This is a genomic window from Celeribacter sp. HF31 (genome assembly GCF_011806455.1).
Taxonomy (GTDB): Bacteria; Pseudomonadota; Alphaproteobacteria; order Rhodobacterales; family Rhodobacteraceae; genus Celeribacter.
The window spans coordinates 98,995-125,392 of record NZ_JAATOT010000004.1 but is presented as its reverse complement, the minus strand read 5'-3'; the positions used below and the strand labels follow the sequence as shown (position 1 = coordinate 125,392).

Sequence of the window (26,398 nt, the reverse complement as noted above, 5' to 3'; positions counted from 1 at the left end):
ATGACGCTGGCCCCCACCATAACCACGGATCGTCTGATCCTGCGCGCGCCCTGTGGCGATGACATTGCGGCAATAACGCAATTCTTCGCACAAGAGCGCGCACGGTTTTATGGCGGCCCTCTGCCTGAGGATCAGGCTTGGAGACGATTGGCAACCTATGCCGGACAATGGATGCTCTTGGGCTACGGGCTTTTTACGATCACCCTCAAAGAGACGGGCGAACCCATCGGCATGGCAGGTCCCGTACATCCTTGTGACTTCTCTGAACCGGAACTGTCGTGGCTTTTGACCTCGACAGAATATGAGGGTCACGGCTTTGCCGCCGAAGCCTGCAAAGCTGTTTTGACCTATCTGTTTGATCGTCTCGGCTGGTCGACTGTGGTCAGCTATATTGACCCTGAAAACCTTGGATCCAAAGCACTGGCCACTCGCTTGGGGGCAGTCATCGACGCACAGGCGGCCATCCCTGCCTGCTTACCCGGATGTGTCGCCTATCGGCATTTCCCAGCAGGAGCGCAAAAATGACCCTCGCCCCCACCATAGAAACCCAGCGCCTGCGCTTGCGCGGCCATCGGATCGAGGATTTCGACGCTTACGCCGATGTCTTCTCCTCTGATCGCGCCAGCTACATGGGGCAGCTCCAACGCCGTCAGGCGTGGTTCAGCTTTTGCTCCGATGTGGCGCAATGGCAGCTGTTCGGGCATGGCGCCTGGGGGGTGGAACGTCTCGAAGACGGGACCTTTGTCGGTCAGGTTGCCTTGTTGAAGCCGGATCACTTCCCAGAACTGGAACTCGGATGGATGTTGACCTCTGAGGGCGAAGGGCATGGTTACGCCTTCGAGGCCGCCGAGGCCGCGCGCGATTATGCCTATGTCGAAATGGGCCGCGACACATTGGTGTCCTACATCGACCCGATGAACACCCGCTCGATTGCTCTGGCGGAACGTCTCGGCGCAACCCGAGACGACAGCGCCGCGCGACCGGATGGCGAGAGCCTCGCGGAAACCGTGGTCTACCGCCACCCCACCCCAGACGCGCTGCAAGACGGCGGCATGGAGGCCTACGCATGAACGAGACCCAAATCCGCGCGCAGGAGGTGCTCAAGGAGCATCGCGAAAGCATCGACCGGCTGGACGCGATCCTCGTCTACACGCTGGGCGAGCGGTTCAAACACACGCAGGCCGTTGGCAAGCTCAAGGCCGCCCACGATCTTCCGCCGTCGGACCCGGCGCGCGAAGAAAACCAGATTGCCCGGCTCGAAGAGCTCGCCGTTGCGGCGGATCTCGACCCGGAATTTGCAAAGGAATTCCTGAAATTCATCATTCAGGAAGTCATTCACCACCACGAAAAACACCAGGATTGCTAAGGCCTCACCCGGACCTTGGCTTAATAGTCAGACTTAGGAGAAACACATCATGGCTATGAAAATTCGTCTCGCCCGCGGCGGTTCCAAAAAACGCCCCTTCTACAGCATCGTTGCCGCCGATTCGCGCATGCCGCGTGACGGTCGCTTCATCGAGAAGCTCGGCACCTACAACCCGCTCCTGCCGAAAGACAGCGAAGAGCGTGTGAAAATGAACATGGAGCGCGTGCAATACTGGCTCGGCCAAGGCGCCCAGCCGACCGACCGTATCTCCCGCATGCTCGAAGCGGCTGGCGTGCTCGAGAAAAAAGAGCGCAACAACCCGAAGAAAGCCGTTCCGGGCAAAAAAGCGCAGGACCGCGCTGAAGAGAAAGCTGCGAAAGCTGCCGAGGCCGCTGAAGCTGCTGCTGCACCGGCAGAAGAGGCCGCTGCTGAAGAGTAAGCACACCCGGATATCCGTCCGAGTGAGTCTCTCTCATTCGAAAGCGCAGGTGGTTCGCCCATCTGCGCTTTTCTCTTTCCCTCTTGATCTGTGAGCAATAATATAGGGTTACCCTTACACCCTAAGATTTGCGCACAATCAAAGTGAACGTAAAATCAACTCGCTACGCTGACGTCATATCTGAGCACTCCCAGGGGATCGAAGATGATCAACACCGCTGCAATCGGACAGTTTTCTGCCGCTTTTCGTAAAGATTTTTCCGAGCTTATGCGCTGGCGCCGCGATGTGCGCAGCTTTCAGGACACGCCCGTCGATGCCGCAGCCCTCGCGCGCTGTCTCGACGCCTTCAAACTGGCGCCTTCCGTCAGCCTGACCCAGCCCTGGCGGCTCGTCGAGATCAAGAGCGAGGGCGCGCGCAAAACCGTCATAGAGAATTTCAAAAGCTTCAACGCCAGTGCGCTCTCCGGTGCGGATGGCGAAACCGCGCAGGGCTTTGCCACGCAAAAGCTCAAAGGGCTTGAAGTGGCGCCGGTGCAATACGCCGTGTTCAGCGACGGCGCCGCGACCGAAGGGCATGTGCTCGATCTCTCCTCCATCCCGCAGGTGTTGGACTATTCCGTCGCCGCCGCGATCATGCAATTCTGGCTGGCGCTACGCGTCGAAGGCATCGGCATGGGCTGGGTGTCCCGCTTTGATCCGGCACAGCTTCAGGCCGATCTCGACATCGCGCAAAGCTGGAAGCTGGTGGGCTATCTCTGCATCGGCTACCCGACCGCAGACAGCACCGAGCCGGACCTGCAAACCCGTGGCTATGAGACCCGCGCGCCGGAGCTTGAGCTTCTCGCGCGCTGATCTTCTGCGCTGAGACCTGCGAATTCCCTCAGGCGGGTGCTTCAAACCCGCCTGAAAACGCTTTAGGTTGGCGCGAAATCGTCCAGACCTCAAACAGCGAGCCAAACATGAGTGACACGCGGATCATCGTCGGAGCCATCGCCGGCGCCTTTGGCGTACATGGCGAAGTGCGGATCAAAAGCTTTTGCTCCGATCCCGAAGCCATCGGCGATTACGCGCCTTTGACCTCGGAAGACGGCACGCAGACCTTTGAGCTGACACTGACCCGCGCGATCAAGAACGGCTTTGCCGCCGAGATCGAGGGCGTGGACACCAAGGAAGAGGCCGATGCGCTCAAGGGCGTGACGCTGTTTGCCGACCGCGACGCGCTGCCGTCGCTGCCCGATGACGAATATTACCACGCCGATCTGATCGGCCTCACCGTTCTGGACACCGGCGGCACCGAGCTTGGCCAGGTGCGCAATGTGCTCAACCACGGCGCGGGCGATCTGTTGGAAGTGCATGGGCCGGGGCTCAAGACGCCGGTGCTTTTGCCTTTTACCATGGCCAATGTGCCGACGGTCGATCTGGCCGCAGGCCGCATCATCGCCGACCCGCCCGAGGGTCTGTTCGAATGAGCGACATGGACGACACAGCCAAATCCAAATCCAAATCCCAATCCAAATCGCATGGCCGCCTCGCCGTGCGCCCGACGCTACGCCCGCGCGAGTTGATGACCAACACGCCCGATCTTGTCGGTGTCTGGAAGGCCAAGGTGATCACGCTCTTCCCGGAGGCCTTTCCCGGTGTCTTGGGCGAAAGCCTGACCGGCAAGGCGTTGCAGGACGGTCGATGGCAGTTGGAACAAATCCACCTGCGTGAGTTCGGCGAGGGCAAGCACAAGAATGTCGATGACACCCCTGCGGGCGGTGGCGCGGGCATGGTGATCCGCCCCGACGTGATGGGCAATGCGATTGATTTCGCGATGAACGGCACACCGCCGGACCGTCGCGAATGGCCGCTTGTGTATCTGTCGCCGCGGGGCAAACGCTTTGATCAGGCCACCGCGAAACGTTGGTCCGAGGCGCGCGGCATCACGATGATCTGCGGTCGGTTCGAGGGCGTCGATGACCGCGTGCTGTTTCACTACGGGATCGAGGAAGTGTCCTTGGGCGATTTCGTCCTCACCGGCGGCGAGATCGCGGCGCAGGCGATGATCGACGCCACCGTGCGGCTTTTGCCCGGCGTTTTGGGCAATGCGGAAAGCATCGAAGAGGAAAGCCATTCGAACGGCCTCTTGGAGCACCCGCAATTCACCCGCCCCGCCGAGTGGCGCGGGATGGCGATCCCTGAGGTCTTGATGTCCGGGCACCACGGCAAGATCGCCGAATGGCGCCAGAAGATGGCGGAAAAGATCACGCGGGATCGCAGGCCGGATATGTGGGAGGCCTATGAGGCGACCGCAAAAGCCACGAAGGCTAAGGAATAAAAGTCATACCCTCTTGATCGACAAGCGCGCGCGGCCTATACACCGCCCGTCTGGCACCGGGATTCGGCGCACAGACCTTTTTGCTATGGATCGGACGGTTTCTTCCTCGTCCAGCACGACCCCGGCAGATTGCACAAAGCAAAGACGACCTGAACCCTCCGGCGGGCATCATATGGATGGACCCGATCGAAGACGCGGAGCTCTGAGGCAGTTGAAACCTTCGTGGACAAAACCACGAGCAAATTGGAGAACAAGCGATGGATCTTATCGCCCAGCTTGAAGCCGAGCAAATCGAAGCTCTCGGCAAAACTATCCCGGATTTCAAAGCCGGTGACACCATCCGCGTCGGTTACAAAGTGACCGAAGGCACGCGCACCCGTGTGCAGAACTACGAAGGTGTCTGCATCTCCCGTAAGAACGGCAAAGGCATTGCCGGGTCCTTCACGGTTCGCAAAATTTCCTTTGGTGAAGGTGTGGAACGTGTGTTCCCGCTCTACTCCACCAACATCGACAGCATCGAGGTGGTGCGTCGCGGTAAAGTGCGTCGTTCGAAACTCTACTACCTCCGCTCGCGTCGCGGCAAATCTGCCCGTATCGCAGAAGTCACCAACTACAAACCGCTCGACGCGAAAGCCTGAGGAGTATTTCGATGAAAACCGATATCCATCCCGACTACCACTTCATCGACGTCAAAATGACCGATGGAACGATCGTGAAAATGCGCTCCACATGGGGTGGCGAAGGCGACACGCTCGCCCTCGACATCGACCCGACGGTGCACCCGGCCTGGACCGGCGGCAACTCGCGCCTCATGGATGCTGGCGGTCGTGTGTCCAAGTTCAAAAACAAATACGCTGGCCTCGGCTTCTAAGCCCTGCCCCATGCAACCATATGAAAGGCCCGCCAAATCGGCGGGCCTTTTTTTGTCATCGCCTCACATCACTGACCGCTGGCAACCACTTGGCCCAAAAGCGGCGTGATCACCCGGACGGCGGCACGACGGTTGGCGCGTTCGGCGTCCACGGTCGGCACCTTGAGGTAGCGCTCACCATAGCCTTGCACGATCATGTTCTCCGGCGGCACGTCGAAGTATTCTGTCAAGGCCAGCGCGAGGCTCTCAGCCCGGCGGTCGGACAGGGCAAGGTTGTAACTCGCATTGCCGACCGCATCCGTATGGCCCTCGACCAGAAACACCTCACGCGGGTTCTCAGAGATGGCATCGCGCATCGCACGGCCCAAAGCGGCCAGTTCCTCGGCCTCCGACGGCGTGATCGCGGCGGACCCGGTGCGGAAGTTCACATTGGTCAGCTCGATCTCCGGCGCCAGCTCGCGCACGGCACGAATGGTGCGGATCTGGTTGAGCGAAAAGCTGCGGTTGAGACCTTCCGCGCGGGCTTGGCTCTCGGCAAGCGCGGCGCGCAGGGCGTCCTCTTCCTCATCCTGCTCATATTGGTAGGTCACGGTCTTTTGCTGGCTGTCCGGCAGGGCCGATACATCCACCGCATCCACATTGCGCGTATCGTCGAACAGCGTCACGACCGTGCCATCCGTCAACACCCGATCCCGGCGCAACACACGGCCATCGGCGGCGCGCACGGTGATCACTTTCGAGCCGTCGTCACGGGTGGTGGTGGTGCGGGCGGACCCGTCCGGGAAGGTCTCCGTCGTCACCTGACTGCCCGGCTGACGCAGCAGTGCGTCGTCGTTTTTCAGCACCCTCAGCTGACCGTTGTTTTCCACCACGACACGGTCGCCCGTGTTGGAAATCACCTGATCGTCATTGCCCAAAATCTGCGACAACACGGCGGCCCCGATGGCCCCCAAAATGACTTTCTCACCATCGCTCATGCCGCCGTCACTTTTCACGCTTGGGGCGTTCGTCGTCGCGATCTCATCGGCAGAACTGCGCGCGGTCTCTTGCGTCACCGTCTCGGTCACGACATCAACCTCGGCTTCGGCTTCCGGGTCCTCCATCGCAGCGGCGGCCGCGCTATTTTGCTCGGCTTCCAAGGTGGCGGCCATTTCCGCCTCTTCTTCGGCCTGCTCCGCCTGCGCCTCTTCACTCATCGCGGCTTCAAGGCTTTCGTCGGTCTGAAGGTCCTGCAACAGCGGTTCTTCTTGCTCCAGCGCCTCGGCCAACGCATTCTCTTCCGCAGCCTCAGAGGCGTTTTCATATTCGATGACCTCTTCCTGAACCGGCGCCTCGATCACACCACCGTCTTCGGCAAGCTCTTCGGCCACCGTGTCATTGCCGGAAGGCGTTTCCGTCACGGTGTCTTCCGCGACTTCCTCGCTGGCCGGGTTTTCGCTTGCCGGATTTTCGGTGGCCGGATTTTCCACGATTTCCGGATCGACCTCGGCCTCCGCGACCGGGTCAATCGGCGCCTCTTGCGTCGTGGCATCCTCCGTCGCGACCTCTTCTGTCACACTCTCTTCTGATACAGGGGCATCACCTTGCGCCTCTGCCTCTGCCTCTGCGTCAGGCAAATCCTCGGCCAGTTCTTCGGCGAGCACCTCTTCTTCGACCACCTCGGCATGCTCCATATCCGCCACGGCCTCTTCGCCTGCGGTGGTGACATCCGCCAAGGGCATCTCTTCTGTGGCCAGGTCTTCGGCCATCTCCTCGCCCGCTTCGGCATCGGCCTCGATCTCCGCGCGCGGTGCGGCAATGCCCAGGGCCTCATAGGCCTCTTCCAGCGACACTTCCGTGCCATCCTTGAGCATCACAGTGGACTCAGACGTCATGCATGGCGGTGCGATGTCGTCGCAGGCCTCCAGCTCAAGCTCTGCCGCCAGTTCCGTCTCAAGTGCTGCGTCCTGTGCATAGGCGGGCCATGTCGCGCCAAGGCTCGCCAGACAAAGCCCCGTCGCAGCGGTGCCGAAAATCATACGTTTCATGGATGTCCTCCAGACTTTCCTCTCCAAGCGCGACGATCAAGACCAGGGCCAAGACCAGAGCGCTGCTATCGCGGCTCAACGCGCAACCCCATCAAAAGGTTTCCGTCACGTCCCCGGAGCAGGACGGCAACAGTTTCGTCTCAGCCGTCGAAACGCTCTTGCACGGGAAGGGAAAGAGAGGTCATACAGAACTCCAAAGCAACATGAACGCGCGGGAAAATGCGCGTCGAAGCGGACGGGAATTCGGGACGTGGCGCATATCATCATCGTCGGAAACGAGAAAGGCGGAGCGGGGAAATCCACCGTCTCCATGCATGTGGCAACCGCTTTGGCGCGGATGGGTCATCGGGTCGGCGCGCTGGATCTGGACCTGCGGCAAAAAACCTTTGCGCGTTATCTGGAGAACCGGCTGAGCTTTTGCCTGCGCGAAGGGATCGAGCTGGCGACGCCAGAGTATCGCGATCTGCCGCAGGTCGAGGCGACCGATCTGGCCGAAGGCGAAAACATCTATGACCGCCGTCTGTCCATGGCCGTGGCGGGTCTCGAAGAGAGCTGTGATTTCATCCTGATCGACTGTCCCGGCTCGCACACGCGCCTGTCGCAGGTGGCGCACACGCTGGCGGATACGCTGATCACGCCGATGAACGACAGTTTCATCGACTTCGACCTTCTGGCTCGCGTCGATCCGGACACCAACAAAATCCTCGGGCCGTCGGTCTATTCGGAAATGGTCTGGAACGCGCGGCAGCTCAGGGCGCAGGCCGGGTTGAAACCCATCGACTGGGTCGTGCTGCGCAACCGTCTTGGCGCGCAGGCCATGCACAACAAAAAGAAAATCGGCGACGCCTTGGACGAGCTCAGCAAGCGCATCGGGTTCCGCGTGGCACCCGGATTTTCCGAGCGCGTGATTTTCCGCGAATTGTTCCCGCGTGGCCTGACGCTTTTGGATCTCAAGGACATTGGCGTCAAATCCGCGCTGAACATTTCCAACGTCGCCGCCCGTCAGGAATTGCGCGATCTGATGAAAGAGCTGTCCCTGCCCGGGGTCGAAATCGACCTCTAAGACAGCACTCTGAGACCACGCCGGTTCAGTCGATTTTGACCACCGTCACCACATCGGCATTGAGACCCTGTGCGGCCAATTGCGCCGCCAGCGTGTCTTGCCGCGTCTCATTGCCAACCGGGGCCCGCACCGTTTTGATGTTCAGCTCCGCCTTTTGCGGCCGGTCGCGCCAAAGCTGTCTCGGATCGTATTTGACGTACCACGGCGTCGTTGCCCCATAGGCAGAGCCGTGCCTCCCAGAGCCCGTCAGGCTGGGAAGAGAGATCGGCGTGGTTTGCGTCAGATAGGCCATATCGCCCGTTTGCGCTGCACGACGTAACCCATCGGATTTCGTCACGATAAAGCCCATTGCGAGGGCTGTCAGAAGCAGGGAGTAGAAAACCATTTTGTACATGAAATAAAAACTCGCACGAAAAATTTAAAAAAATCTTGTCCTCTCAGGTCATGGCCGTCACGCCATCCGATCAAGACGGCGCAAAAAGGCATCGCCTTTTTCCCGCGCCACGACATGACGTTCGCCCGGCACGACATATGCCATCTCGGATTTTTGCGGCATGCGGACCGGGTTCTTTTGGGATTTTTCCCGGCTGCGCTGCCACAAAAGGGCGGCGACGGCAAAGATCATAAGCCCAAAACTCACCGCCAAAAGCGTCACATGATCTTCTGCAGTCAGCCCGGCGGCCCAATTTTGATAGATTGCCACGATATCCATTGACCGGCCTCCTTCGCCGCTTGGGGTCTGACCTCCTGAGGGTCTGATCCAAGTGTCGTGGCGTAAAGCGGCGAAAATCGGGCCAAGACGTGGAGAAAGCGGTCGGATTTCGTGGTAAATTCGGGATCAGACCCGCGCGTCCCAGAGCGCTGCCGCCTTTGCCTCTGCCTCCGCAACGCCCAGCGTATCCAAGGCCAGCGCCGCCGTGGCCAGCACGATGCCTTTTGCAAAAGGATCGTCCAATTTACCTGACCAAAGCGCCGAAAGCCGCGCCAGATCGGTTTCGCCATCGTTGAGGCGCCGTGCGTCGTCCTGATTGGGCGGCACGAGCATGTCCCAGGGCTGTCCACCTCTCAGACCAAACACCTGAATATCCTTCGACGGATTGCGTTCGAACTCGCCCCCACCGCCTTTGATCACCGACATGGCTCCCAGACCCAAGAGATGCGAAGCATCGGCCTGAAGCTCGCGGTAGGGCGGGTGAAATACGCCCTGCACGGAGGCCCCCGCCCCACCCGGATTGAGCATCCGCGCCACGGTATTGAGGCAGGACCGCAGCCCGAAATCCGCGCGCAGTTGCAACAGGCGCAGCAACTCCGGCGAGAAATTCTCCAGCGGCAGATAGGCGATGTTGTCACGCGCCAGAACCTCCGCGGCCTCATCCGGACCGGCGCAGCTCGTGATCCCGGCATAGGGCAGGCCGTCGCGCACCAGATGGCCGCGCTCACTCAACCCGTTCCAGCCATGCATCAGAACCTTATACCCGCCCTGCGCCACAAGCCGTGCGGAGAGCAAGAACCACGGTAGCCCTCGCGTGCGTCCGGCGGCATAGGACGGCCAATCGAGATCGGGGGTGGGCACTTTGGTCAGCACATCCCGAAAGGCAGCGGTAAATCCCGCGAGCTCCTCGGGCACCTCGCCTTTCATCCGCATCAGCATCAACATGGCGCCAATGCTCTCAGGCGCGGCCTCACCGCGCAGCACGCGCGCCATGGCCTCATGCGCCTCCTCTTGGGTCAAAGAGCGCGAGCGCCCCGGACCACGGCCAAGGATGCGAACGAATTCAGCGATGCTCATCGGATGTCTGCCCTATTCTGCGGCGTCTTTGCCTTCCGCGCCTTTGATGAGAGCGGCGATTTCCGAGCGACAGGAGCCACAATTCGTGCCCGCCTGCAACGCCTCGCCAATCGCATCGACCGTCATCAATCCGCGTGTCTCGATGGCGTCGAGAATAGTATTCACCCCGACATTGAAGCAAGAGCAGAGCGTCGGCCCCGGATCGGGTTGATCGGCTGGGGATTTGCCCGACAGCACCATGGGGGCGGCCTCTCCGGGCAGGTTGGACAGGTAATCACGCATCACCGCCACGGGGCTACGCGAGATGAACAAAGCGGCCTTGAGCGCGCCCTCTTCGAGCAAAGCGATGCGCGCAGTGCCTTTTGCGGGGTCGAGCATGGTTTGCACATCCGCATCGGGCAGGCCAAAGATCAGACGTGCCTCTTCGACCCAGTCTTCAGGCGTCTCAAGGCCTGCCATTTCAATGCGGTAGCCCGCGTAGGTTTTCGCCAGTGCCCAATAGTCCGACGTGGTTTTCACAGGTCTCTGCGAGATCGCAAAGCCGTACCAAGCGGCCTCAAACGGCGCGATGGAGGCAACCGCGCCTTTGCTTTCCGGCTGGCCCGAAACGGGGTCGGTGACGGGCGCCACCAGTGCGTCAACCCGCGCGGCAGGGGCGTTTTCGCCGGTCCAATGCATCGGGGCGAAGACCTCGCCACGCGCAATCCGATCCGTGATCATCGCGCGCAGGATCGCCATGCCGTTGGGCGTGTTCACCTCGACAAGAGAGGCCGGGCCGATGCCGTTTGCCTTGGCGTCCTCGGGGTGAATCTCAAGGAAGGGTTCGCCCAGATGCGCCGACAGACGCGGCGAGCGGGCCGTGCGGGTCATCGTATGCCATTGGTCGCGAATGCGGCCGGTGTTGAGCCGGAACGGGTAGCGCGGTTCCTTTTTGGCGACTGGCGGTTTCCAAGTCACGGGCAACATCCGACCCTTGCCGTCTGGGGTGAAGAACTTGCCATCGGCAAAGAACCGGCCGCCCTGTTTGCCGTCCGTCACCGGCCAGCGGGTCGGCGCGAGCGTGTCATATTGCGTGTCGGTGAGGTCCTTGAGACCCGAGATGTCGAAATCTTTGCCAAAGCCCCCCGCAATGCCCGACAGCGCGGCATATTCGCGGAAAATCTCCGCAGGCGTCTCGTAATCGAACCCGTCCTTGAAGCCCATGCGGCGGGCGACCTCGGCCAGTTGCTCCCAATCGGCGCGAGCCTGACCGGGGGCAGGAAGCGCGGGACGCTGTCGGGACATCAGACGGTCGGAATTGGTCACCGTGCCGCTTTTTTCGCCCCATGCAGTGGCGGGCAAAAGCACATGGGCCAGCCGCGCAGTGTCGGTGGCGCCGGTGATGTCGGAGACCACGACGAAATCACAGCCCGCGATGGCCGCGCGCACCCGGTCCGCATCGGGCATCGAGACGGCGGGGTTGGTGTGGAGAATCCAGAGCGCCTTGATTTGGCCCTCGCCCACAGCGCGGAACATGTCGACGGCTTTGAGGCCGGGTTTCTCCGGCATCTCGGGCGCGGACCAAAAGGTTTTGACGGCATTGCGATGATCGGCGTTTTCAATGTCGAGATGGCACGCCAGCATATTGGCAAGCCCCCCGACCTCGCGCCCGCCCATGGCGTTGGGCTGGCCGGTGACCGAAAACGGGCCTTGGCCCGCGCGCCCGATGCGACCTGTGGCGAGGTGGCAATTGGTGATCGCGTTGACCTTGTCGGTGCCCGACGAGGATTGGTTGACGCCTTGGGAAAAGATCGTGACGACCTTTTCCGCACCGCACCAGAGGTCATAGAAGGTCGTGAGCAGATCATCGGACAGGCCGGTGACGGAGAGATCGTCGACCTTGGCGGCGGCGATGGCCTCCTCCAGCCCGGTGACATTCTCGGCAAACTTGCGATCAATCAACCCGCGTTTGTCGATCTCGGCCAGCAACCCGTTGAACAGCGCCACATCGGAACCAAGCGCCAAAGGCAAATGCAAATCGGCCAGATCACAGGACGCGGTGCGGCGCGGGTCGATGACGATGAGCTTTTGTTCCGGGCGTTTCTTGCGGGTGGCGAGGATGCGTTGGTAGAGCACCGGGTGGCACCAGGCGAGGTTCGATCCGGTGAGCACGATCACATCGGCCTCGTCCAGATCCTCATAGGTGCCGGGCACCGTATCCGTGCCGAACGCGCGTTTGTGCCCCGCGACGGTCGACGCCATGCAGAGCCGCGAATTGGTGTCGATATTGGCCGAGCCGATGTAGCCCTTCATCAGCTTGTTGGCGACGTAATAGTCCTCGGTCAGGAGCTGACCGGAGACGTAAAAGGCGACACTATCAGGGCCGTGCTCAGAAATCGCGTCGGAAAATTTGCGTGCGACCAGGTCCAGCGCCGTGTCCCAATCCGCCTCGCACCCGTCGATCTGCGGCGCCAGGAGGCGGCCCTCAAGCGAGACGGTTTCGCCCAAGGCCGAGCCTTTGGAACAGAGCCGCCCGAAGTTGGCCGGGTGGTCTTGGTCACCGCGCACGTCGAGCCCGCCCTGCCCGTCCGGTCCCAAAAGAACGCCACAGCCAACGCCGCAGTAGGGACAGGTCGAGCGGATCGAGCAGATTGATTTGAGATTGGATTTGGGCCGTTTCATGCGATCGCCTCCAGAAGAACCGGCGCGGCGGTGGGGGGCGGCGGCGGCGCGTCCTGATAGGCCGGACCGAAAATCATCATTTCCCGCATGGCGGAGACATCGACACCGTCGCGGATCAGGTTGAAAAACCACCCACCATCCTGCGTGTCGCCATACATCACCGCGCCGATCAGCCGGTCGTTTTCGATCACCAGACGTTTGTAGATGGCGGAGGGCGCATCGCTATAGGTGATGCATTCGCGCCCCTTCCCATCGCGGAAATCGCCTGCAGAAAACAGATCACAGCCGGTGACCTTGAGCTTGGTTGAGACCTCTTTGTTGACGTAGTGCGCAGGCATGCCGCGCAGGGTTTTCGCCAGCACTTTGGCCTGATCGAACAGGGGCGCCACAAGACCGAAGAGCGCGCCGTCATGTTCCACACATTCGCCCAGCGCGAATATGTTCGGGTCCGACGTCAAAAGTTGGTCATCGACGATCACCCCCCGGCCCGTCTCGATCCCGGCCTCTTGCGCCAGTGTTATGGAAGGCCGAATGCCCACGGCCATGACCAGAAGATCACAATAGAGCATCCGACCGTCGTCGAGCAAAAGCGCCCGCACGCGGCCGTCGTCTCCGGCGATCACTTCCTTGGAATGGGCGCCGCACATTACCTCGATCCCGCGCGCCTCCAGCGCCTGACGCAAAAGCCCGGCCGCCTCGCAATCCAGCTGACGATCCATCAGGTGATCGTTGAGATGCACCACGGTGACATGCACCCCGCGCGCGGCCATCCCCGCCGCTGCCTCCAACCCCAACAAACCGCCTCCGATCACCACGGCCCGCGCACCGGGGATGTCGCCAAGACGCATCATCTCTTCGGTGTCTTCAAGGTCGCGATAGGCGATCACCCCCGGCAAATCATGACCGGGCAGTGGCACGATGAAGGGGGTCGAGCCAGTGGCAATCACGAGTTTATCGTAAGGCACTTCGCCCTTCTCGCCGATCACCACACGACGCGCGCGGTCGATGCCATGCACCCATTCGCCAAAGCGACAGGTCACGTCGTTTTTCGCATACCAGGCCTCATCATGGGTGACGATGTCGGCATAGCATTTCTCACCCGCCAGCACCGGAGACAGCATCAGCCGGTCATAGGTGCCGCGCGGTTCGGCGTTGAACAGCGTGATGTCAAAGGCGCCCGGTGCCTCCCCGATCAGATGATCGAGAAGCCGTCCAGAGGCCATCCCCGCGCCGATGATAACGAGACGTTCGACCATATCTTTTTACTCCGCCGCGATGGCTTTCGGCTCACGCTTTTTTGCGTTTGGCTTTTTGGGCTTGGCGCCATGCTCGTATTCTTCGAGGAAATCGAGCACTTCCTGACGGTATTTGTAGTAATCCGGGTGCTCCAACAGCGCTTTGCGGGTGCGCGGACGTGGTAGGTTCACTTCGGTGATCTTGCCGATGGTGGCCTGCGGGCCGTTGGTCATCATCACCACGCGGTCGGCCAGAAGGATGGCTTCGTCCACGTCATGCGTCACGCAGATCGCGGTCACTTTTGTGCGTTCCCAGACCTCCATCAGCACCTCTTGCAGCTCCCAGCGCGTGAGGCTGTCGAGCATGCCGAAAGGTTCGTCCAAAAGCAGCAGTTTCGGAGAGAGGGCAAAGGCGCGGGCGATGCCCACGCGTTGCCTCATGCCGTTCGACATCTCCGACGCGGGCTTGTCCATAGAGTCAGCGAGACCGACCCTCTCAAGATAATATTCAACGACATCCTGCCGTTCGGCTTGCGAAGCTGTGGGGTACACTCTGTCGACACCAATGGACACGTTCTCCTTTGCGGTGAGCCACGGAAACAGGTTCGGCGATTGGAACACCACAGCGCGCTCCGGGTCGGCGCCGCGCACCTCGAAGCCGTCGAGTTTGATCGCGCCTTTCGAGATGTCGTTGAGACCGGCGGCCATGGTGAGAACCGTGGATTTGCCACAGCCCGAATGGCCAATGAGCGAAATAAACTCGCCACGGTTGAGCTTCAGGTTGAAATCCTCGACCACCGTGAGCGGGCCTTTGGGGGTCGGATAGACTTTGTGCAGGCCTTCGAAGCTTAGGAAACGATTGTCGATCAGGCCTTCTTGCGCCTTCACAACCGCTTTCGGCACCTGGTGGATCGCCGTGACATTGGGCAAAAGTTTGCTGCCCTCGGCCTTGGCCTCGATCCCCACATCCATGAGGTAGGTCGTGACCTCCGCACGCAGTTTGTGGAAGGTCTCGTCGTTGTTCATCTCGCCCCGGTCGCGCGGGCGCGGGATGTCGACTTTGAATTCTTCGCCAAGGCTGCCGTCGGGATTGAGCGCAATGATACGGTCGGCCAAAAGAATGGCTTCGTCCACATCGTTGGTGATCAGCACACAGGTCTTTTTGTCGGCTTCCCAGATGTGTTCGATCTCATCGGCAAGGTTCGCCCGCGTCAAAGCGTCGAGGGCGGAAAGCGGTTCGTCCAGCAAGAGCACTTCCGGGTTCATCGCCAGCGCCCGCGCCACGTTCACCCGCTGACGCATCCCGCCCGAAAGCTCCGCCGGACGACGGGTTTTCGCATGGCTCAACCCCACCATTTTGACGAAATGATCGACCTTTTCCTGTTTCGAAGCCTTGGGCAAATCGGGGAAAATCGTGTCCACCGCCAGAGCGACGTTCTGATCGACCGTCAGCCAGGGCATCAGCGAATAGTTCTGAAAGATCACGCCGCGCTCGGGGCCGGGACCCGTGATGTTTTTGCCCTTAAAGGTGACCCTACCGGAGGACGGCATTTCCAGCCCCGCCATGAGGTTGATCAGCGTCGTCTTGCCGGTGCCGGAAAACCCCAGAAGGACAAGGAACTCGCCCTCTTGCACATCGAGGTCGATGTTTTTCAGAACGTCCGTGCGGTGAAGCCCCGCACCGAAGCCTTTGGAAACAGTGTCAAACGTCAGAATACCCATGTCGATCACCGATTGTTCGAGAAGGTGAAGAGGGATTGCAGCGCGAACATCACTCGGTCCAACAGGAACCCGATGATCCCGATGGTCAGCACCGCGACGATGATTTTCGCCAGCGATTGCGAGGAGCCGTTCTGGAATTCGTCCCAGACGAATTTGCCAAGCCCCGGGTTCTGCGCCAGCATTTCAGCGGCGATCAGCACCATCCAGCCCACACCGAGGGACAGACGCAGCCCGGTGAAGATCAGCGGCAGCGCGGAGGGCAGAACCAGCTTGGTGATCTTCTGCCAGGTGCCCATTTTCAGCACTTTGGAGACGGACACCAGATCCTTGTCGATGGAGGCCACGCCGAGCGAGGTGTTGATCAAGGTCGGCCACAGAGAGCAGAGCGTCACGGTGATGGCCGACACGAGGAAGGATTTCGCGAACAGGCCATCATTCGTGGTGTAAAGCGCGGAGACCACCATGGTCACGATCGGCAACCACGCCAGCGGTGACACCGGTTTGAAGATCTGCACCAAGGGGTTGATCGCGGCATTGGCGTAAGGAGAAAGTCCGGCGAGGATGCCCAGCGGGATCGCAATCGCGGAGCCGATCAGGAAGCCGAAGAAGACGGTTTTGATCGAGGTCCAGATTTGTTCGTAATAGGACGGCGAGCCGGTGTAAGGGATGTCCTTGACCTTCTCAGGCTGTCCATTGGCGATGAAGCGTTCGTTGCGGGCCTCGACGCGCTCGAGGAAAGCCGCTTTTTTCTCCGCCTTGGCCAGCGCGTCCTGGTGCAGGTTCACCGCCTCGTCCCACACAGCCGCAGGACCGGGGATCGCGCCCAGAGAGGTCTGTACCTTCGGCGCCAGAGTGCCCCAGAGCATCAGAAAGCCGACGATGGCCAGAACCGGCACGCCCAAGAGTTTCCAGATCTCCTTGCCCTGCGCCTTCGGGTTGTCCCCCGCAAGCGCCTTCAGGACGGGTGTCATCCACGACAGGCCCAGAACCTGAAACCAGGCGTCGGCCTTATTGATCCGGGTAAAAAGTTTCGCGCGACGGGCCGCACGAGCTTGCTCGGTGGCCTCGGCGTCCAACGCTTGGGGGTCGATCGCAGTCATTGCGGCATCCTCATTGGGAAGAGAAACATGGGAAGAGCTGGAAAAAGGCGGGCACAGCGCCGCTGCGCCCGCTCAGGAGAGGTTCGTTAAAGCGTTTTTCAAAAAACTTGAGGCACTCAATTTTTGAAAAACGCAGCAAGATCAATTCAGTGTCGCAACGTTTTTCGCTCAATCTGATTCAGATTAAACGAAAAACGCTTTAGCCTTTGACTTCCGTCCCTACGACTGTCTGCTCGCCTTTCAGGCCAATCGGCAGGCTGTCGAGATACGCGTTCGGGGCTTTGCCGTCATAGGCGATGCCGTCGATGATGTCGGCAGCGGGCGTCGGCGCCTTGTAACCGTCGCTGTCCCAGGGGAAGTCGGCTTCATTGGCGAGACCTTCGTCGACCAGAAGACGTGCGGCTTCGAGGTAGATCTCCGGCTTGTAAACAGATTTCGCGACCTCATCGTACCAGCTATCGGGCTTGGCCTCGGAAATCTGGCCCCAACGACGCATCTGGGTCAGATACCACACGGCGTCGGAGTAGAACGGATAGGTCGCGTTGTAGCGGAAGAACACGTTGAAGTCCGGCACCTCGCGCTTGTCGCCTTTTTCGTACTCAAACGTGCCGGTCATGGAGTTCGCGATCACCTCGTAATCGGCGCCGACGTAATCCGGGCGGGACAGGATTTCCACGGCCTCCGGACGGTTGGCGTTGTCATTCTCATCGAGCCACATCGCGGCACGGATCAGCGCTTTCACGACGGCTTTCGTGGTGTTCGGATATTCTTCGGCAAACTCTGCGGTGATGCCGAAGACCTTCTCCGGGTTGTTTTTCCAAAGCTCGTAGTCGGTGATGACCGGCACGCCGATGCCTTTGAACACGGCCTGCTGGTTCCACGGCTCACCCACACAGTAGCCGTAGATGGTGCCGGCCTCGAGCGTGGCGGGCATCTGCGGCGGGGGCGTCACGGAGAGGAACACGTCGGCGCCAATCTGGCCGGTGATGTTGTCGGGCGAGTAGTAGCCCGGATGCAGACCGCCTGCGGCCAGCCAGTAGCGCAGCTCGTAGTTATGCGTGGACACCGGGAACACCATGCCCATGTTAAAGGGCTTGCCTTCGGATTTGTATTTCTCGACCACCGGCGCCAGAGCTTCGGCAGAGATCGGGTGAACCGGTTTGCCGTCGGCATCCACCGGGATATTCGGCTTCATCTCTTCCCAAACCTCGTTGGACACGGTGATGCCGTTGCCGTTCAGGTCCATGGAAAACGGCGTGATGATATGCGCTTCGGTGCCGAACCCGATGGTCGCGGCCAACGGCTGACCCGCCAGCATGTGCGCGCCGTCCAGCGTGCCGTCGATCACGCCATCCAGAAGCACCTTCCAGTTGGCCTGCGCTTCGAGCGTCACAAAGAGGCCTTCGTCATCGAAAAAACCCTGTTCATAGGCCACCGCGAGCGGCGCCATGTCGGTCAGTTTGATGAAGCCAAAGGTCAGTTCGTCTTTTTCCAGATCGAGCATCTCTGCCCAAGCACCCGTGGCGAGTGCGGTCGTGGCTGCGAGGCCGAGGAGAAGTTTTTTCATTTGTTGCGTCCCTGTTGGTCCCTGTTGGGGAAGTAAAACACGAAAAAAGCCGCCGATAGACCGCCTGGGAGGAGAAGGGGCGGTGTATCGAGCGGCTTTGCTCTGTTGCCCCGTTCGCCGAGGCATATGCAGACTTCCCGATCTTCGGGAAAATATTCCGTATCGCGGCATCGTTGCCTTGCGATGAGTTTAGGGTCCGCCGAAATGCTGCGTTGGCAAAGGTGAATTCGGCGTCTTTTCCGCAAATCATGCCGCAGCCGCACGGGCGCGCCTAAATTTTGCGCATCATTTCACGAAAGGATCAAAAACGCGTCCGTCGAAAAACTGGTTCTTCTCAAGAATCAGCTGCCCGACCTTCGACGCGACCGCCGTCGGCACGCTCAATCCGCCCTCTTGTTTCGAAGACGCCCCAGGCAAATCGGCAGAGGTCGTCTCAAGCGCCTGACGGTAAAGATCGGAGCGGAACACGCCGTGGGCCGCGCGCTGTGCGGCCGCGCGGTCCAGCCCCATGCGCGCCGCCAATTGCGTGCCGATCCACTCCGCCTGAGAGCGCCACGGGAAACTCGCGGCGCCTTTGTAGAATTCGACAAAGCCGTCGACCCGACGCGCATCGCCCTGCGCGGAAATCACCATATTGCCGGTCAAAGCGCGCTCCAGCATCTCTGAGGGCTGATCGAGATACTCAGGACGGCTCAGCAATTCAGAGGCCAGCATCGGGCTGTCAGTGGTGCCCAGCCACCGCCCCGCACGCCAGACTGCGCGGATCAGACGGCCCATCAGGGCCTGTTCCTGCTCAGCCCAATCAGAGCGCACGGCCAGCACTTTTTCCGGTGCCGCCGACCAGATCGCACAGCCCGGCAGCAATAGCTCGCCGCCGCCATGTTCCACCGCTTGCGAGCCCCAAGGTTCGCCGACGCAAAAGGCGTCGATCTCGCCGGCCTCAATCGCGGCGCCCATCAAGGGCGGCGGCACCGTGCGGATGTCGACGGATTGCGGCGCGGGCAGGCCCAGCGCGGAGAGCCAGTAATACAACAGTTCGGCATGCATCGAAAACGGAAAGGGCACGCCAATCCTGAGCCGACCTTTGGCGGACTCGATCAAATCGCGCCCGGCTTTTTCGGCATCGTCAAAGCCGAACCCATGCCCGACATCGCGCAGCCGCGCAGCCAGATCATTCGACACGCCGATCACGTTGCCGTTCATCGACAAGACTGAAAGTGCCGCGAATTGCACGCCCGAGCCCCCCAGACCGAGCGCCGTCGCGACAGGTACCGGCGACAACATATGTGCGGCATCGACGCGGCCAAAGGCCAGCATATCGCGCACCGAGGACCAGGACGGCGCAGGTCTCAGATCGAGCGACAGGCCTTCTTCGGCGGCAAAGCCCATCTCCTGCGCCACGATCAAAGGCGCGGCGTCGATCAGGGGAATATAGCCAACGGACAGCGTCGTGGGTCTCATGACAAAAGCCCCGCCGCCGTCACCAGAGCCTGTGCCACATCGGCGACGCGTTTGCCCTGATCCATCGCGGTTTTGCGCAGAAGCGCATAGGCCTCGTCCTCGCCGATGCCTTTGGCGCGCATCAACATGCCTTTGGCGCGGTCGATGACCTTGCGTTCCTCGAGCGCCTTTTTGGTCTCCGCCAACTCCGTGCGCATACGCTGGAACATGCGAAACCGCGCGATGGCGGCGTCCATGATCGGTTTGACGCGCTGAGATTGCAGCCCGTCGACGATATAGGCCGAGACCCCCGCCTCGATGGCCGCCGAGGACAGGCCCTCGTCGGAGCGATCCACAAACATCGCGACCGGACGATCCAGCGGGCCGGAAGCCAGCGCCAGTTCCTCCATCGTGTCGCGCGACGGGTTTTCGATGTCGATCAGGACCACATCCGGGTTGCGCGCCTGAATTTGACGCGCAAGGCCCGTGACCTCGGAGATGATGAAAATGTCGAAATCCCCGGCGTCGCGCAGGCTGTCCACGATCAGCTGGGCGCGGGTGCGGTCGGTTTCGACGACGATGATGGAGAGGGCGGCACTCATGGCTTCAAAACGCGTCAAGCTGTGCGGGAAGTAAACGATTCCTGATGAGGAACCTGAGGGTTGGTTGTTCGGCGCCTGTTTTTTGTCGAACGTCGCTCAAAATATAGGCGCATCACAGGGCATCCTGACTCCAGACCCAAAGCGCCTCCAGCTCCGGCGCAATCTCTTCGGCGAACTCTCCGGCGAAGTCCAGAAAGCCCGCGATATTCTTGGCGTTCACACCGACGATGGCCGGCACACCCCGCGCCAAAGCCTCGCCGATCAGGGTACGAAAGCCGCGCCCCTCGACCTCTTGCTTGCCGAATTTGTTGATCAAAACCAGATCAGCCCCGGCGTCGAGCCCCTGTTCCGTCTGAAAAACCGCTTGTTCCAACCCCTCGGGGTTCAACCGACAGCCTTTCGACAGCGCGCCAAGGCTCTGCGAAATCTGCACGCGTTCGCCAGAGGGCAAAAGCTGCAACTCCATCCGGCATTTGACATCATTGGGCAGGTCGGTGTTGATCTGGACCGCGCCGGTGACACGATGCCCTTCGACCTGCAACCGCTCCGCCAGAGCCGCCAGCAGCGCATCGACCGCGCCGCGGCCTTCCGCCATCACATATCCGAGCATGTCTTTGCCCCTTGATTTGCCTCTCCCCGGACATACAGAATGGCAACCACGGGGGGAAGCGCTTAGAGGGAGCACAGGATATGTCACAGGGTCCCAGAGTATCTGAGGGGGTTTTCCCCGGCGTCATCCTCGCGGGCGGGCAAGGCATCCGTCTCGGCGGTGTCGACAAGGGGATGGTGGAGCTGGGCGGTACGCGGTTGATCGAGCGGATCATCGACCGTCTGGCCCCGCAATGCGCCACTCTGGCGATCAGCGCCAATGGCGACCCGAAACGCTATTCCGAATTCGGCTTTCCGATCCTGCCTGATGGCACGTCTGACGCACAGGGGCCTTTGGCGGGGGTTTTGGCTGGGCTGGACTGGGCGGCGATGAAGGGCTTTGAGGCCATTGTCACGGTCGCCACCGATACGCCATTTTTTCCGACCGATCTGGTTCATCGCCTGGCGAGTGTGTCGCAGCCCGAGGGCTTTGGCATCGCGGTGACCAAGGAGGCGGGGGAGCTGCGTTGGCATCCGACCTTCGGCCTTTGGCCGGTGGGATTGCGCCATGACCTGCGCATCGCTCTTCAACGCAATCAAAGGCGGATGCAGCAATTCGCCGAGGGCAAAGGCGCCGTGCCGGTGCTGTTCGAGGCGGAGCATCCCGAGGAACTGTTCTTCAACATCAACACGGCGGAAGATCTGGCGCAGGCCGAGGACCGGCTTATCCGCGCTTGATCAGGTAAGACTGACTCTCGCCATGGTCCGTCATGGCGAGATAGTCGTGCCCCGCCTCCTGACAGAAATGCGGCACGTCGATCACGGCGGCCGGGTCTGAGGCCAACAGCCGCAGGACCTGCCCCGGCGCCATGGCCAAAAGCCGTTTGCGCGCCTTGAGCACCGGCAAAGGACAGATCAGCCCAATGGCATCGAGGGTGTCGTCCCATGCCGCGTTACATGTGTCCGGTCCGGCGTCCTGGGTCTCATGATGTGTCGTCTCTGTCATACCCAGAGGCTTAATCCAGCCTCATCAACCCTGTCCAGAGGCAAGCGGCATATAGGTCTGCGCCAAGCGCACCCGCAGGTAATCCGCCGCCCGCACCGGCGGGTATTGCGGCGCGCCCAGCCCCGGCAAAGGCGCGATGACGCTCTCGGGATTGGGATCGAGGTAAAAGGCCGCCAGCGTCCTTGGCTGCACCGGCGGCAAGACCCGATGCGGCGCGGCGCGGTAGAGATCGTTGCTCCAGCGCATCAACTCCTCCCCCACCAAGACCGTCAGCGTGTCCGGCGTATCCGGGATGTCATACCACCGCCCACTCCGGTTTTTCACCTGTAGCCCGGCCACCCCGTCCGACAGAACGAGGGTCAGCGCACCGTAATCGAATTGCGGCAGATCGGAGGCGAGGCCGTCGCGCCAGGGGTCCGCCGGCGTATGCGACAGCCGCAGCGTGGCGTTGGGCTCGGAGAAATGCGGTTTGAAGAAATCCTTCGGCAGGTCGAGATCACTTTCGACCGCGCGCATGAGGCTGCGCCCGAGGCTCAGCATTTCCTTGTAATAGTCGCGCATCACGTCGCGGAACTGGTCGCAGTCGGGCCAGACATTGGGGCCACGAAACGGTTCGCCCGCCAAAACGCGGGGATCGTCGGGGCGCAAATCGAGGCCGATGCTGAAACTTTCCTTGCTCAAAGGTGTGCCATCCTGGCCGCCCAGACGCTCCACCCCCATGCCCGCCCAGCCGCGATTGCAGGACGAATGACGAATGTCGAGCGGGGCTTTGTCCTCTTCGGGCAGAGCAAAGAACTCCTCCGCGGCGGCGATGACATCGCGCAAAAGGCCGCGCGGGATGCCGTGGTCTTTCAGTTGGAACACGCCTTCGGTGCGGCAGGCCTGTCCAAGTTGGGTCGCAAATCCGCCGGGGTCTTTCCCGGAGATCAGGTCGTGATAGTCCAAAATCTGTATCATATGTGTGCTTTCAAATGACTCGTCTGCGTCCTCCTCCCCGCAATGATCCGCAGACCGATCATCCGGTCTCTCCAAGATACACGGGCCGCGCCGCGCCCAAGACACAACCTATAGGTGAATCGCAAAAAATCGGGCCCGTGATGAAACGGCGGGCATAAATTTGCCCGTCTGGTCAGTTTCGATGCGGTCGGGATTTTGCCAAAGCGCTTGCGGGAAATGCGGCCTCTGATCTGCTGCGCCGTCCGACCCGAACAGCGAATTTGATCCAAACGATAAAAAACCGTCACAGAACCATCACAGAGCATGGGTAGGCGAACCTCTATGCAAACCGGTGCGCGGGCGATCTGCCCGGCCCGCTTTGTCTCTCCCATAGCAATCACGGGAGAAAGGATCGCAACGCCATAGCCCCCCGCGGGCCGCGGCGTGAACCGACAAAAGGCCCCGAGAGTGGGTCCAACCGGAGACAGTGTGATGAACACGATCAAATTCACAGCGGCCGCCGCCGCTTTCGCCCTCGCGGGCACCGCCGCATTTGCGGAAACCGAAATCACCTGGTGGCACGCCATGGGCGGCAACCTCGGCGAGACCGTCAACAAAATCGCCGAAGGCTTCAACGCTTCGCAGGACGAATACAAGATCACCCCGGTGTTCAAAGGTTCCTACGAAGAGACCCTGACCTCCGGCATCGCCGCCTTCCGTGCGGGCGAGCAGCCGAACATCATGCAGGTGTTTGACGCCGGTTCCGCCACCGTGATCGGTGCTCAGGGCGCGACTGTTCCGGTGCAGGATCTTTTGTCCGAGAACGGCGTCGATTTCGACATCAACGACTACATCCCGGGCGTGCGCTATTTCTACGCCGACAACCAGGGCAAGATGATCGGCATGCCGTTCAACTCCTCCTCGCCGGTGATGTATTACAATGCCGACGCGCTGGCCGCCGCCGGCGTCGAAGTGCCGACCACCTACGAAGAATTCGAAGAGATCGCGCCGAAGCTTAAAGAGGCCGGTTACATCCCGCTCGTGCAGACGCACCTGCCGTGGGAATTCGTCGAGAACTTCCATTCCCGTCACAACCTGCCGTTTGCGACCAACGCCAATGGTTATGACGGCGCAGAAGGCACCGAAATTCTCATCAACTCCGATGAGATGAAAATGCATTTCACCAAGGTCAAAGAATGGCTCGACGAAGGCTACTTCGGCTTCTTCGGCACCGGTTGGGATGACAACCAGGCACAATTCGAAGACGGCAAAGCCGCCATGTACATCGGCTCCTCGGGCGACTTCGGTGGCCTGACGTCGAAAGGCATGTCCTTCGAGTGGGGCTCCGCCTACCTCCCCTACTGGGCGTCGATCACCGAAGAGGGCTACCAGACCTTCATCGGCGGCGCGGCACTCTTTGCGATGTCCGGCAAATCCGCTGAAGAAAACAAGGCGACCGCCGAGTTCTTCCGCTACCTGACCTCGCCGGAAGTTCAATACATGTGGCACCGTGAAACCGGTTATGTTCCGGTCACCACCGCCGCTTATGAGCTCGCCAAAGCCGATGGTCACTACGACCGTTTCCCGGCCGCCGAAACCGGCCCGAAACAGCTGATGCTGCAAGCTGGCGAAAACACCCGTGGCTACCGCATGGGCTTCTACGTCCAGATCCGTGACGTGGAAAACCGTGAGCTGGGCCGTGTGCTCTCCGGCGAGACCACCGTCGAGGACGCGCTGGCCACGATCGAGAAAGAGGGCAACGAGCTTCTCGCCCGTTTCGCCAAGACCCAAGGGTAATTCCGGTCTTCAAGACATTTCTGACGGCCGCGTCCTCGCGGCCGTCAGGCTTTTGCGAAAGGTCCCTCCCATGAAACGCGCAGGCTTTGCCTCCCGCTGGTTGCCGATCCTCCTTCTGGTGCCGCAGCTCTCGATCATCCTCGTCTTTTTCTACTGGCCCGCTGCCTATGCGGTGAAGTCGTCTTTCTACCTGCAAGACCCGTTCGGCTTTGGCCAAACCTTTGTCGGGCTGGAGAATTACAGTTCGCTGGCGGACTCCGCCGAATATCTCAGAGTGACGAATTTCACCGTGGTCTTCACGGTTTTGGTGACGTTTTTCTCGCTGGCGCTGGCGCTGTTGCTGGCGGTGAAGGCGGATAAGGTCATCCGGGGTGCGAAGAGCTATCGCACGCTGTTGATGTGGGTCTATGCGGTCGCACCGCCGGTGGCGGGCTACATGGGGCTTTTGCTGTTCAACCAACGCTGGGGGCCGCTCACCGAATTTTTCAACGTGTTCGGCTGGGAGTTCAACCTGCGGGCGGATTATTTCGACACGGCCTTTGCCATGGTCGTCGTCTCCGTCTGGAAACAGGTGCCGGTGAATTTCATCTTCTTCCTCTCCGGGCTTCAGAGCATTCCGAAATCCGTGCGCGAGGCGGCCTTGATCGACAACCGCTCGGCCTCTGGCCGGTTCTGGGACGTGACATTCCCGCTCTTGGCACCCACCGGATTTTTCCTCCTGATCATCAACATCACCTACGCGCTTTTCGACACCTTCGGCGTGATCGACACGCTGGTGAAAGGCGAGCCTGCGAACAACCCGATGACGCTTGTTTACAAGGTCTACATCGACGGTTTCCGTGGCAATGACCTTGGCGGATCCTCGGCGCAATCGGTGGTTTTGATGCTCTTGGTTCTGGCCCTGACCGTGTTCCAGTTCCGCATGGTCGAAAAACGCATTCATTATACGTGAGGCATGACAATGGCTGACATTTCCCTCTCCGCGGCCACCCCGGTCGTCCCTCGCCGCCGCTTTCGCTGGTCCACCGTGGTGGACCACGCGGTGCTCATCACCGGCGCGCTCATCATGTTCTTTCCGCTTCTGGTGATGCTGCAAACCGCCTCGACACCCGATGTCGAGACGATGAAATACGGGCCAGGCCTCTACTTTGGCGACCAGCTCGACGACAATTTCCGCAAGGCGATGTTCGAGGCTTCGGGGTTCTCCGGCGCGAACACCGGGCTGTCGATGTTCAAGAACTCGCTGATCCTCGGCCTTGGCTTTGCCATCGGCAAGATCGTCATCGGCATGATGGCCGCCTATGCCATCGTCTACTTCCGCCTGCGGTTCGCGACCTTTGCCTTTTGGCTGATCTTCACAACGCTCCTCTTGCCGCTCGAAGTCCGCATCCTGCCGTCCTATGAGATCACGCAGAAACTGGGCCTTCTCAACACCTACACCGGCCTCATCGTGCCGCTCATTGCCTCCGCCACCGCGACGTTTTTCTTCCGCCAGTTCTTTCGCTCCGTGCCCGAGGAATTGGTCGAAGCCGCGCGGATTGATGGCGCAGGCCCGGTGAAATTCTTCATCGACATCCTCGTGCCGCTCTCGCAAACCATGATCGCCGCGATGTTCATCATCATGTTCGTCTATGGCTGGAACCAATACCTCTGGCCGACGATGATCACCACGGATGAGGGCATGTACACCCTCGTGCGCGGCATCAAGCGGATCGTTCAGGTGCTGCAAGGCGGCAATGAAATCCCCGAATACGGACGCGCAAATGTGCTGGCGATCATCGCCGTTCTGCCGCCCGTCGCCATCGTCATTTTCTTCCAGAGCTGGTTCGTCAAGGGCCTCACGGAATCCGACAAATAAGGACAACATCA

The 26,398-nt window shown here is 60.7% G+C and carries 27 protein-coding genes and 1 pseudogene; 14 read left to right on the top strand and 14 right to left on the bottom strand.

Translation table 11 applies throughout. The annotated features are described in order from the left end of the window. The 9 genes from HCZ23_RS09635 (at position 1) to rpmE (ending at position 4,996) form a co-directional block, all read left to right on the top strand. Entirely contained in the window at positions 1–525 is a 525-nt protein-coding gene (locus tag HCZ23_RS09635) for a GNAT family N-acetyltransferase (RefSeq protein WP_167601524.1), read from the top strand. Next, the gene (locus HCZ23_RS09630; RefSeq protein WP_167601523.1) at positions 522–1,070 is read left to right on the top strand and encodes a GNAT family N-acetyltransferase; all 549 of its coding nucleotides are present in this window, start codon (positions 522–524) and stop codon (positions 1,068–1,070) included. Before HCZ23_RS09635 ends, HCZ23_RS09630 begins: the two co-directional genes overlap by 4 nt. Next, positions 1,067–1,366, top strand: coding sequence for a chorismate mutase (locus HCZ23_RS09625; protein ID WP_167601522.1), 300 nt, complete (start codon positions 1,067–1,069; stop codon positions 1,364–1,366). Before HCZ23_RS09630 ends, HCZ23_RS09625 begins: the two co-directional genes overlap by 4 nt. Before the next feature lie 49 nt (positions 1,367–1,415). Continuing rightward, positions 1,416–1,805, top strand: a complete 390-nt coding sequence (gene rpsP / locus HCZ23_RS09620; protein ID WP_167601521.1) for a 30S ribosomal protein S16 — start codon at positions 1,416–1,418, stop codon at positions 1,803–1,805. Positions 1,806–2,009: 204 nt separating this feature from the next. Beyond that, positions 2,010–2,657, top strand: a complete 648-nt coding sequence (gene bluB, locus HCZ23_RS09615) for a 5,6-dimethylbenzimidazole synthase (RefSeq protein ID WP_167601520.1) — start codon at positions 2,010–2,012, stop codon at positions 2,655–2,657. 107 nt (positions 2,658–2,764) lie between these two features. Beyond that, a complete protein-coding gene (gene rimM, locus HCZ23_RS09610) occupies positions 2,765–3,274 on the top strand; it encodes a ribosome maturation factor RimM (RefSeq protein ID WP_167601519.1) in 510 nt (169 codons plus the stop codon). Positions 3,275–3,279: 5 nt separating this feature from the next. Continuing rightward, on the top strand, positions 3,280–4,125 hold the full coding sequence (gene trmD, locus HCZ23_RS09605) for a tRNA (guanosine(37)-N1)-methyltransferase TrmD (RefSeq protein ID WP_167601861.1): 846 nt from the start codon (positions 3,280–3,282) through the stop codon (positions 4,123–4,125). Between the two features lie 257 nt (positions 4,126–4,382). Then, entirely contained in the window at positions 4,383–4,763 is a 381-nt protein-coding gene (gene rplS, locus HCZ23_RS09600; RefSeq protein ID WP_167601518.1) for a 50S ribosomal protein L19, read from the top strand. 11 nt (positions 4,764–4,774) lie between these two features. Then, positions 4,775–4,996: a 50S ribosomal protein L31 gene (gene rpmE / locus HCZ23_RS09595; protein ID WP_167601517.1), complete on the top strand. Its 222-nt coding sequence runs from the start codon at positions 4,775–4,777 to the stop codon at positions 4,994–4,996. A gap of 68 nt (positions 4,997–5,064) precedes the next feature. Here rpmE and HCZ23_RS09590 read toward each other — a convergent pair whose 3' ends face one another. Then, the gene (locus HCZ23_RS09590) at positions 5,065–7,023 is read right to left on the bottom strand and encodes an OmpA family protein (protein ID WP_167601516.1); all 1,959 of its coding nucleotides are present in this window, start codon (positions 7,021–7,023) and stop codon (positions 5,065–5,067) included. Between the two features lie 250 nt (positions 7,024–7,273). Here HCZ23_RS09590 and HCZ23_RS09585 point away from each other — a divergent pair, with 250 nt between their 5' ends. Continuing rightward, on the top strand, positions 7,274–8,086 hold the full coding sequence (locus HCZ23_RS09585) for a division plane positioning ATPase MipZ (protein WP_167601515.1): 813 nt from the start codon (positions 7,274–7,276) through the stop codon (positions 8,084–8,086). 25 nt (positions 8,087–8,111) lie between these two features. Here the strand turns inward: HCZ23_RS09585 and HCZ23_RS09580 are convergent, their stop codons facing one another. The 11 genes and pseudogenes from HCZ23_RS09580 to HCZ23_RS09530 form a co-directional block, all read right to left on the bottom strand. Then, positions 8,112–8,480 carry a hypothetical protein gene (locus HCZ23_RS09580; RefSeq protein WP_167601514.1) on the bottom strand — a complete coding sequence of 123 codons (369 nt, stop codon included), beginning with the start codon at positions 8,478–8,480 and terminating at the stop codon, positions 8,112–8,114. A 57-nt stretch (positions 8,481–8,537) separates the two neighbouring features. Continuing rightward, positions 8,538–8,798, bottom strand: coding sequence for a hypothetical protein (locus tag HCZ23_RS09575; RefSeq protein WP_167601513.1), 261 nt, complete (start codon positions 8,796–8,798; stop codon positions 8,538–8,540). Between the two features lie 126 nt (positions 8,799–8,924). Then, positions 8,925–9,875, bottom strand: coding sequence for a glycosyl transferase family protein (locus HCZ23_RS09570; protein ID WP_167601512.1), 951 nt, complete (start codon positions 9,873–9,875; stop codon positions 8,925–8,927). A gap of 12 nt (positions 9,876–9,887) precedes the next feature. Beyond that, positions 9,888–12,536, bottom strand: coding sequence for a nitrate reductase (locus HCZ23_RS09565; RefSeq protein WP_167601511.1), 2,649 nt, complete (start codon positions 12,534–12,536; stop codon positions 9,888–9,890). A gap of 53 nt (positions 12,537–12,589) precedes the next feature. Further along, positions 12,590–13,792 (bottom strand): annotated as a pseudogene (locus HCZ23_RS09560) (NAD(P)/FAD-dependent oxidoreductase); the annotation flags it as partial. A 6-nt stretch (positions 13,793–13,798) separates the two neighbouring features. Next, a complete protein-coding gene (locus HCZ23_RS09555; RefSeq protein WP_175580890.1) occupies positions 13,799–15,493 on the bottom strand; it encodes an ABC transporter ATP-binding protein in 1,695 nt (564 codons plus the stop codon). A gap of 5 nt (positions 15,494–15,498) precedes the next feature. After that, on the bottom strand, positions 15,499–16,593 hold the full coding sequence (locus HCZ23_RS09550) for an ABC transporter permease (RefSeq protein WP_167601508.1): 1,095 nt from the start codon (positions 16,591–16,593) through the stop codon (positions 15,499–15,501). 199 nt (positions 16,594–16,792) lie between these two features. Continuing rightward, positions 16,793–18,160 (bottom strand): CmpA/NrtA family ABC transporter substrate-binding protein, encoded by a 1,368-nt coding sequence (locus HCZ23_RS09545; RefSeq protein WP_167601507.1) that lies wholly within the window; start codon positions 18,158–18,160, stop codon positions 16,793–16,795. A 285-nt stretch (positions 18,161–18,445) separates the two neighbouring features. After that, on the bottom strand, positions 18,446–19,621 hold the full coding sequence (locus HCZ23_RS09540) for a CmpA/NrtA family ABC transporter substrate-binding protein (protein ID WP_167601506.1): 1,176 nt from the start codon (positions 19,619–19,621) through the stop codon (positions 18,446–18,448). Continuing rightward, positions 19,618–20,202, bottom strand: coding sequence for an ANTAR domain-containing response regulator (locus HCZ23_RS09535; RefSeq protein WP_167601505.1), 585 nt, complete (start codon positions 20,200–20,202; stop codon positions 19,618–19,620). Before HCZ23_RS09535 ends, HCZ23_RS09540 begins: the two co-directional genes overlap by 4 nt. 112 nt (positions 20,203–20,314) lie before the next feature. Beyond that, positions 20,315–20,812, bottom strand: coding sequence for a DUF2478 domain-containing protein (locus tag HCZ23_RS09530; protein WP_167601504.1), 498 nt, complete (start codon positions 20,810–20,812; stop codon positions 20,315–20,317). 80 nt (positions 20,813–20,892) lie between these two features. Here HCZ23_RS09530 and mobA point away from each other — a divergent pair, with 80 nt between their 5' ends. Continuing rightward, positions 20,893–21,528, top strand: coding sequence for a molybdenum cofactor guanylyltransferase MobA (gene mobA, locus HCZ23_RS09525; RefSeq protein ID WP_167601503.1), 636 nt, complete (start codon positions 20,893–20,895; stop codon positions 21,526–21,528). Here the strand turns inward: mobA and HCZ23_RS09520 are convergent. Beyond that, positions 21,515–21,796, bottom strand: a complete 282-nt coding sequence (locus HCZ23_RS09520) for a sulfurtransferase TusA family protein (protein WP_167601502.1) — start codon at positions 21,794–21,796, stop codon at positions 21,515–21,517. The genes mobA and HCZ23_RS09520 overlap by 14 nt on opposite strands. Positions 21,797–21,820: 24 nt before the next feature. Then, the gene (locus HCZ23_RS09515) at positions 21,821–22,753 is read right to left on the bottom strand and encodes an isopenicillin N synthase family oxygenase (RefSeq protein ID WP_167601501.1); all 933 of its coding nucleotides are present in this window, start codon (positions 22,751–22,753) and stop codon (positions 21,821–21,823) included. A gap of 471 nt (positions 22,754–23,224) precedes the next feature. Between HCZ23_RS09515 and HCZ23_RS09510 the strand changes: the two genes are divergently transcribed. The 3 genes from HCZ23_RS09510 (at position 23,225) to HCZ23_RS09500 (ending at position 26,387) form a co-directional block, all read left to right on the top strand. Continuing rightward, on the top strand, positions 23,225–24,529 hold the full coding sequence (locus HCZ23_RS09510; RefSeq protein ID WP_167601500.1) for an extracellular solute-binding protein: 1,305 nt from the start codon (positions 23,225–23,227) through the stop codon (positions 24,527–24,529). Positions 24,530–24,599: 70 nt separating this feature from the next. Continuing rightward, entirely contained in the window at positions 24,600–25,481 is an 882-nt protein-coding gene (locus HCZ23_RS09505; RefSeq protein ID WP_167601499.1) for an ABC transporter permease subunit, read from the top strand. A gap of 9 nt (positions 25,482–25,490) precedes the next feature. Beyond that, positions 25,491–26,387, top strand: a complete 897-nt coding sequence (locus HCZ23_RS09500; RefSeq protein WP_167601498.1) for an ABC transporter permease subunit — start codon at positions 25,491–25,493, stop codon at positions 26,385–26,387. The last annotated feature ends 11 nt before the right edge of the window (positions 26,388–26,398 follow it).